This window comes from Microcystis sp. M109S1 (genome assembly GCF_020247025.1).
GTDB lineage: Bacteria > Cyanobacteriota > Cyanobacteriia > Cyanobacteriales > Microcystaceae > Microcystis.
This window is the reverse complement of record NZ_JADBRW010000002.1, coordinates 1-6,370: the sequence shown is the minus strand read 5'-3', so window position 1 is coordinate 6,370 and position 6,370 is coordinate 1. Positions and strand designations below refer to the sequence as shown.

At 40.8% G+C, this 6,370-nt stretch carries 7 protein-coding genes and 1 pseudogene; 5 read left to right on the top strand and 3 right to left on the bottom strand.

All coding sequences use genetic code 11. The features are described 5' to 3' along the window. The 4 genes from IM322_RS00090 to IM322_RS00075 all read left to right on the top strand — a co-directional run. A partial coding sequence (locus IM322_RS00090; protein ID WP_071784045.1) for a transposase occupies positions 1 to 112 on the top strand: 112 nt, incomplete at its 5' end. 290 nt (positions 113 to 402) lie between these two features. Further along, the gene (locus IM322_RS00085) at positions 403 to 780 is read left to right on the top strand and encodes a hypothetical protein (protein ID WP_286827314.1); all 378 of its coding nucleotides are present in this window, start codon (positions 403 to 405) and stop codon (positions 778 to 780) included. A gap of 10 nt (positions 781 to 790) precedes the next feature. After that, a complete protein-coding gene (locus tag IM322_RS00080) occupies positions 791 to 3,586 on the top strand; it encodes a caspase, EACC1-associated type (protein WP_287674741.1) in 2,796 nt (931 codons plus the stop codon). A 221-nt stretch (positions 3,587 to 3,807) separates the two neighbouring features. After that, entirely contained in the window at positions 3,808 to 4,458 is a 651-nt protein-coding gene (locus tag IM322_RS00075; protein WP_287674739.1) for a TIGR04282 family arsenosugar biosynthesis glycosyltransferase, read from the top strand. Here IM322_RS00075 and IM322_RS00070 read toward each other — a convergent pair. The 3 genes from IM322_RS00070 to speD all read right to left on the bottom strand — a co-directional run bounded on the left by IM322_RS00070 (position 4,420) and on the right by speD (position 5,783). Beyond that, positions 4,420 to 4,932 (bottom strand): L,D-transpeptidase, encoded by a 513-nt coding sequence (locus IM322_RS00070; protein WP_002735789.1) that lies wholly within the window; start codon positions 4,930 to 4,932, stop codon positions 4,420 to 4,422. The two genes, IM322_RS00075 and IM322_RS00070, sit on opposite strands and share 39 nt — an antisense overlap. A 69-nt stretch (positions 4,933 to 5,001) precedes the next feature. Next, on the bottom strand, positions 5,002 to 5,316 hold the full coding sequence (locus IM322_RS00065) for a DUF6464 family protein (RefSeq protein WP_287674737.1): 315 nt from the start codon (positions 5,314 to 5,316) through the stop codon (positions 5,002 to 5,004). 59 nt (positions 5,317 to 5,375) lie between these two features. Beyond that, positions 5,376 to 5,783 (bottom strand): adenosylmethionine decarboxylase, encoded by a 408-nt coding sequence (gene speD / locus IM322_RS00060; RefSeq protein ID WP_002759529.1) that lies wholly within the window; start codon positions 5,781 to 5,783, stop codon positions 5,376 to 5,378. Positions 5,784 to 6,019: 236 nt separating this feature from the next. Here speD and IM322_RS00055 point away from each other — a divergent pair. Next, a pseudogene (locus IM322_RS00055) lies at positions 6,020 to 6,172 on the top strand (helix-turn-helix transcriptional regulator); the annotation flags it as partial. Between the last annotated feature and the right edge of the window lie 198 nt (positions 6,173 to 6,370).

The following is a 6,370-nucleotide window of genomic DNA, read 5'->3' as shown; positions in this document are numbered from 1 at the left end:
GGTCGAGGGAATCAACAATAAACTTAAACTAATAAAACGGAGAGGCTATGGCTTTAGAAACTTTCGGAATTTTTGGGTTAGAAGTATGTTGTCTTGGCATCTTGTCTGTTGATTTAGCATAAAGGGTAACGAAGAGCCTTAATTCCCTGGGAAAAATTTGCAGCCTGTAGGTTGGGTTGACGTAAGGAAACCCAACACACAATAATTGTTATGATTTCTTGGAGCAAGTTGAAAAATCGATCTTCTATGTTCAGCAACATCACAACATCAGTGAAGAAATCGGCACTCGGCAAGGGGTAGTATGAAATGGGATCACTTATTTAGATTTCAGATGCTATATGGTAAAATTTGCATAATTCAGTAAGATTAGTATTATCCTATATTATTTCAACTCAACTTCCTATGAGTAACAAATCTACGATTAAATTGCTGATCGCTTTTAACGATCCTAACCTGGAACCTGAAGAACGCGACAAACAAGTCCAAGTATTACTGACAGAACTAGAACAGGCAGATGAAGTTGAATCGGTTAAACGTATTCTTGATCCCAATCCTCCTGAAGGTAATAAGTCATTGGGCGGTTTTTTGGGTGGAATCTTAATGACCGAAGTTAACCCCGCTAATGGCAAAAAACTGTTAGGGTTTCTGGGCGATCGCCTGGGAGGTAAACCGATAGAATTGTCGGTAGAGGCCAATGGTCGCAAGTTGACGGTTAAAGCTCACAGTCGAGAAGAATTGGAAATGGCTATTAAAGCGGCTCAAGACTTTATCTCAGGTTAAAGAAGGTATTATGGCAAAATTTGCTTTGTTAATTGGTGTGAGCGAGTATTCCGAAGGATTGCGCCCAATTTCTAGTGCCATTCTAGACGTTGAAGCAATGCGCCGAGTATTAGAGCATCCAGACATGGGAGCCTTTGATCAGGTTACAGTTTTGCCTAACCCAGACAAAGGGAGCATGGAAAAAGCAGTTGAGGTTTTATTTGCTGATCGACAGCGAGATGATTTGGTGCTTTTATATTTTACTGGGCATGGACTTAAAGATCAAAAGGCTAGATTTTTTCTAAGTACAAGAGACACTGGGCGTGATCAGAATGGAGATTTTCGTCGTGCAACAGCTTTAGCGGCAAGTAAACTTCAAGAGTACATCACAGATAGTCGTTCCCAAAGGCAGATAATTATTCTCGACTGCTGTTTTAGCGGAGCATTGGTTCAGGGAATGCCAATCATGGGAATGCCAATCAAAGGGGAACTTAACATTCAAGAGGAATTAGGAGGTAAAGGAAGGGCGATTTTGACCTCTTCTAGTCCGATTGAATATTCTTTTGAGTCGGACAATAACGATTTGTCCATCTATACAAAATATCTAGTTGAAGGAATTGAAACTGGTGCAGCCGATAAGGATGGTGATCAATTAATTTCTGTTAATGAATTGCATGAGTATGCCAGCGAACGAGTAAAGGAAGCTGCCCCGGCAATGACTCCCAAATTTTATCTTTCTCTTGAAGGAGAGGATACTATTTATTTAGCCAAATCTCCTCTTGCTGCTAATGATCCTATATTTATTTATCGTGAGAAGGTTAGAGAAATTCTAGATGAATGGAGCAAGGAAAATATATGTAAAGAAAATTTTAATCGTGTAGAAAGAAACTGCCTAAATGAACTAAGAAACGAATTAGATTTATCCTTAAATGAGGCAGATATTATTGAACAAGAGAATCTTGCGCCATTCAGAAAAAGATTACAAAATCTAACAGAGTACAAAGCAACTTTTAGAGAATTATTAGCTGATTCTATTTCAATAACAGAAGGAAACAGAAGGAGACTAAAAGAGTTACAAAGCCGTTACGGGCTGAGGGATGAGGATATTCAGGTGATTGAAGAAGAAGTGCAAAATGAGGTTTATCCCATTACTCCGACGATTCCAACAAGCACTTCGCCTTATGCAAAAATTGCCCAAATTTTGCATTCTATAAAAACTTTAAAGCCCCAAAATTTCAAATTAAATCTGCCAGTTAGCATAGGAATACCATTAATAGCAGTTGTAGGTTTAATTGCCATTTATCGACCTGGTATTATTACTCGATTAATTCCATCTAATTGTCCAAAACAAACGGGCGACTTTATTAGTGAAGGAGAAGAAGTTCTTAATTACTCTCAATCGTTTAACAAGAAGAAAGGTGCAGAATATTTTGCACAGTGTGATTATCAAAAAGCCCTGTTAAGATTTAAGGACGCATGGCAACAGGATAGGCTAGATCCAGAAACGTTAATTTACTTAAATAATGCTTTACTAGAAGCCACTAAAAAGCCATATTACACCATTGCTGTTGCTGTTAGTATTCCCAAAAATCAAAATAGCTCTAATGATGATGATGATGATAGTCGAGCAAAAGAAATGTTACGAGGAGTAGCACAATTACAAACAAAAATTAATCTAGGACTTTTAAATGACAATGATCCATTCCTCAAGTATTTTCCAGATCAAGATTTTATCAACAAAAAAGCGATTAATGGTAAGGGATTAAAAGTTGTCATTACTAATGATGAAAATAAAGAATTATTAGCCAAAAAGATAGCATCATCTCTTTCCCAGCGTCCTGAAATTTTAGGGGTTGTTGGTCACTATCCCAGTGAAATGACTGTGGCAACGGTGGATATTTATAAGGAAAATAATTTAGTTTTGATTTCTCCCGGATCAACGACTAGCGAGCTTACTAAATACCCCAGAAAAAATTTCCTGCGAACTGTTTTTTCTGTCGAGCAACAATCTCCTGCCATTGCAAAATTTTTGCAAGAAAAGTCTATTAAAAAAGTGGTAGGCTTTTATAGTGAAGGAAGTCCATTTAGTGAATCTTTTTTTAATAGTTTTAAAACTATTTTTACAAGCCCTCCATTCTCTGGAACTGTAGTAAAATTAGATGAATTTGATCTGGGAAATAATTTTAAGGCAGAAGAAGCCATCCAAGAGTTACGAAAAAGACAAGGAAAAATAACAGAAACAATAGGGCTTGTACTATCCCCAAAAGCAATTGGCGATGCTCAAGGCGATGCAATTAAACTTATAAAACTTAATAATAGTCAAAATTGGGTTATCGGATCATGGGGGCTTCGTAGTTCTCGTACCTTAGAACAAATTAACAACCTACAACCTTTTCAAAAGTTTGTTATTACGGTTCCTTGGGATTCTTTAACCAGTCCTAACCAGGATTTTCTTAAGGATGCTAAAATTTTATGGACTACAACTTCTGTTAATGCAATAACAGCCCTATCCTATGATGCAACGCTTGCTCTAACAAAAGCTCTAGAAAAGGCAAATACTCCCACACGAATTAATATCCTTGAACACTTAAAGTCTCCTGATTTTCTTGTCACTAAAGGTGCAACTGGGACAATTAAATTCGATGAAAATGGTGATCGCAAGAAGTTTGATGAAAATGGCGATCCCCAAGATCCCTCCGTAGAATTTGTTCACATTGTGGAGTGTCGGACACGAAGTTCAGATTTTGCTTTTGTCCCAATCAAGTATCCTACTGCTAAAGATGCTGGTTTATCCTGTTTAAACTCACCCAAAAAGCCTAGTCCCTAGCTAATTAGGTTTTGCTGAAAAAGTCTGAAATGCCGCTAGGAAAAAGGTTTTGACTCAATAAAGCGATCGCTGCCATCGTACCTACGTTCATCTTATATTTAATTCCACCCACCCACTTGCAATAATCTATATTAAGCCAATAAAGCCTGTTTTATTGGGTTTCCTGCCTCCTATTGACAGTATGCTAAAACTTATAATTAATATCATCGTCGCAATCACTCGTGGACTGGAGACAACAACTGATTATTTTTACCCGTTATCCGGAATTGGGGAAAGTAAAAACCCGGATGATTCCAGCTTTGGCAGCCGAGGGAGCCGAAGAATTGCACCGCAAACTGGCCGAATATACTCTCAGTAAATTAGCGGGTTTGAGGAATTTTCTCTCCCTGATCATTTACTACCATGGTGGCAGCGAGGAGAAAATGCGTACTTGGTTAGGTGAGCATTATTGCTATCATTCTCAACGGGGAAAAGACTTAGGAGAAAAGATGCAAAATGCTTTTGCCGATGGTTTTGCTCAAGGGATGACAGCGATCGCTATTATTGGCACAGATTGCCCAGAAATCGGGGAAAAAGAGATTTTAGCAGCCTTTGAAGCCCTAAAAACCCACGATATGGTTTTAGGGCCAGCGTTAGATGGAGGATACTACCTAATTGCTTTAAAACAGGTCTTTCCAGAGCTTTTTAGCGATATTCCCTGGGGAACGGGGGAAGTCCTGGCAAAAACTCAGACAATCGCCGCTAAACTGGCTTTAAAAACCGCTTATCTGCCTAAATTAGCCGATATTGATCGCCCGGAAGACCTGCCTATCTTAAAAAAATACCTGCCGGAATTAAGGTTGAACGATGACGGGGGTTCCCATGCGGACTAAATCAAACAACACTTTTACATCCCGATTCCGCATCCGCACACAACCATGGGAAGCGGCGCTACCGAGGGAATTTTCCGCGGGGGTGCCATGAAAACCGATGGAATTTTTGCCGTCACTCCAAAAACCGATCCATCTTTCCCCTAGGGGACTATTGGGACCGGGGGTGCTGACTTTTCCCGTCCAGGGACTTTTCCAGACGGGATTGCGAACTAATTCCCGCACCTCAAATTTACCAGTGGGGGTTTCCCAGCCTTTTTTGCCGACGGCGACGGTAAATTGTGCTAAAACTTGCTTATCTTGATAAACGTAAACTTTTCTCTCTTTCAGTTTTAGGACCAGATGGGTAGCGAGAGTTTGATTGGCCGCCGTATTCGGGGTGACGGTGCTGATTTGGTTAGCTTGGGCCGGATATACGGGTAAACAAGTTAATCCTAATCCGATGATTAAGAGGGTCAAATTTCGTTTGAACGCCATTTTTCCCACACTCCTCAATTGCTATAGCGATGATTTTTAAGGATAGCAAATAGGGAACTTTTTGGAACCTCAAGCCGTCCACGCTGTGCCAGTTTTAGCTTCGTACTGCCGACAACCTTCACAAGGACCTGGGGGATTAACCGCACAACGCAAATGGGGGGAATACGCATTAAAACGACAACTAAGATCACCGATAAAGGCCGGTTTATTTTCTGTCTCCAGAGGTATTGACAAAAAATCACTGGCCATCACCGCACTGTATTCGTGACGATGGCGAATCCCTCTCAAACGGTTGCTTAATCTCTGTTGGGATCGGTTAATTAACCAGAGACTAACGAGAGAGGGAAAGAGGGCGAGGATAAAAACAAAGGTTATCCTGATCACGATTTCAGTTTAGGCGATCGCCAGTGATGCTAACTTATTATCGAGGCAGTCCCTAGAAATTAGGCCATAACCAGGGAAGATTTAAGGGGTTCTTCCTTTTTGCTTTCATAAACTGCCCCAGGACCGGGGAATCCTCTGGTTAGTTCCCGCACTTTAATCTCACCTGCTTGCAGGGATTTGGTCAAAATTTCCATGGCAACCACGGGTTTACCCGCACCACAGAAGAATAAATCAGCGGCGAAATAGCCGTGTTCAGGCCAGGTGTGGATCGCGATATGAGATTCAGCTAAAGTCGCCGTCGCGGTAACTCCGTGGGGACTGAACTGGTGGACACACAAATCGATCAGCGTTGCTTCTCCTGCCGTAATTCCATCGAGGATAGCGCGGCGAATGCGCTCGGGATCGTTGAGGAGGTCAGCAGGTACTTGCCAAGCATCGACAATCAAATGGGTTCCCAGTTTGGTCATTTTTTTTTCAATACTCCCTATCGAAAAACCTTCACAGATTTACCAGTATAACACAATTTTTCTAACTTGTGCAAAAAAGATCTGGTTTTTCTCGGTTACTTTCTCTAAAAAACTGGGACAGAGCAGGGGAGAAGGGTGTGGGGTGTGGGGTGTGGGGCTTACTTCTGCTTGACAATAGTATCGTTAGGCGTTAGGATTCGAGCGTGGTGGACTACCACTAAAATTAGCTAAATGCAATGAACAGCAACCGGTTGCCCAATATCCATCCCGGTGAAATCCTCAAGTTAGATTTTCTGGAACCGCTCAATATTAGCCCCTACAGACTGAGTAAAGATTTAAGCGTAGCTCAAACTCGTATCGGTGAGATTTTAGCCGGTAAGCGTAGTATTGTAAAGTTTCAATACAAATATAGTCAGATATAGTCAGGCAGGGTAATATATAGACATGAAACTATCAGACTATGCAAAAAAAGCAGGAATAAGTTATCGAACGGCTTGGAGATGGTGGAAACAAGGGAATTTAACAGGTTATCAATTGCCTTCTGGTACAATTATCATAACGGATGACAACCATTCAAAACCCGACTT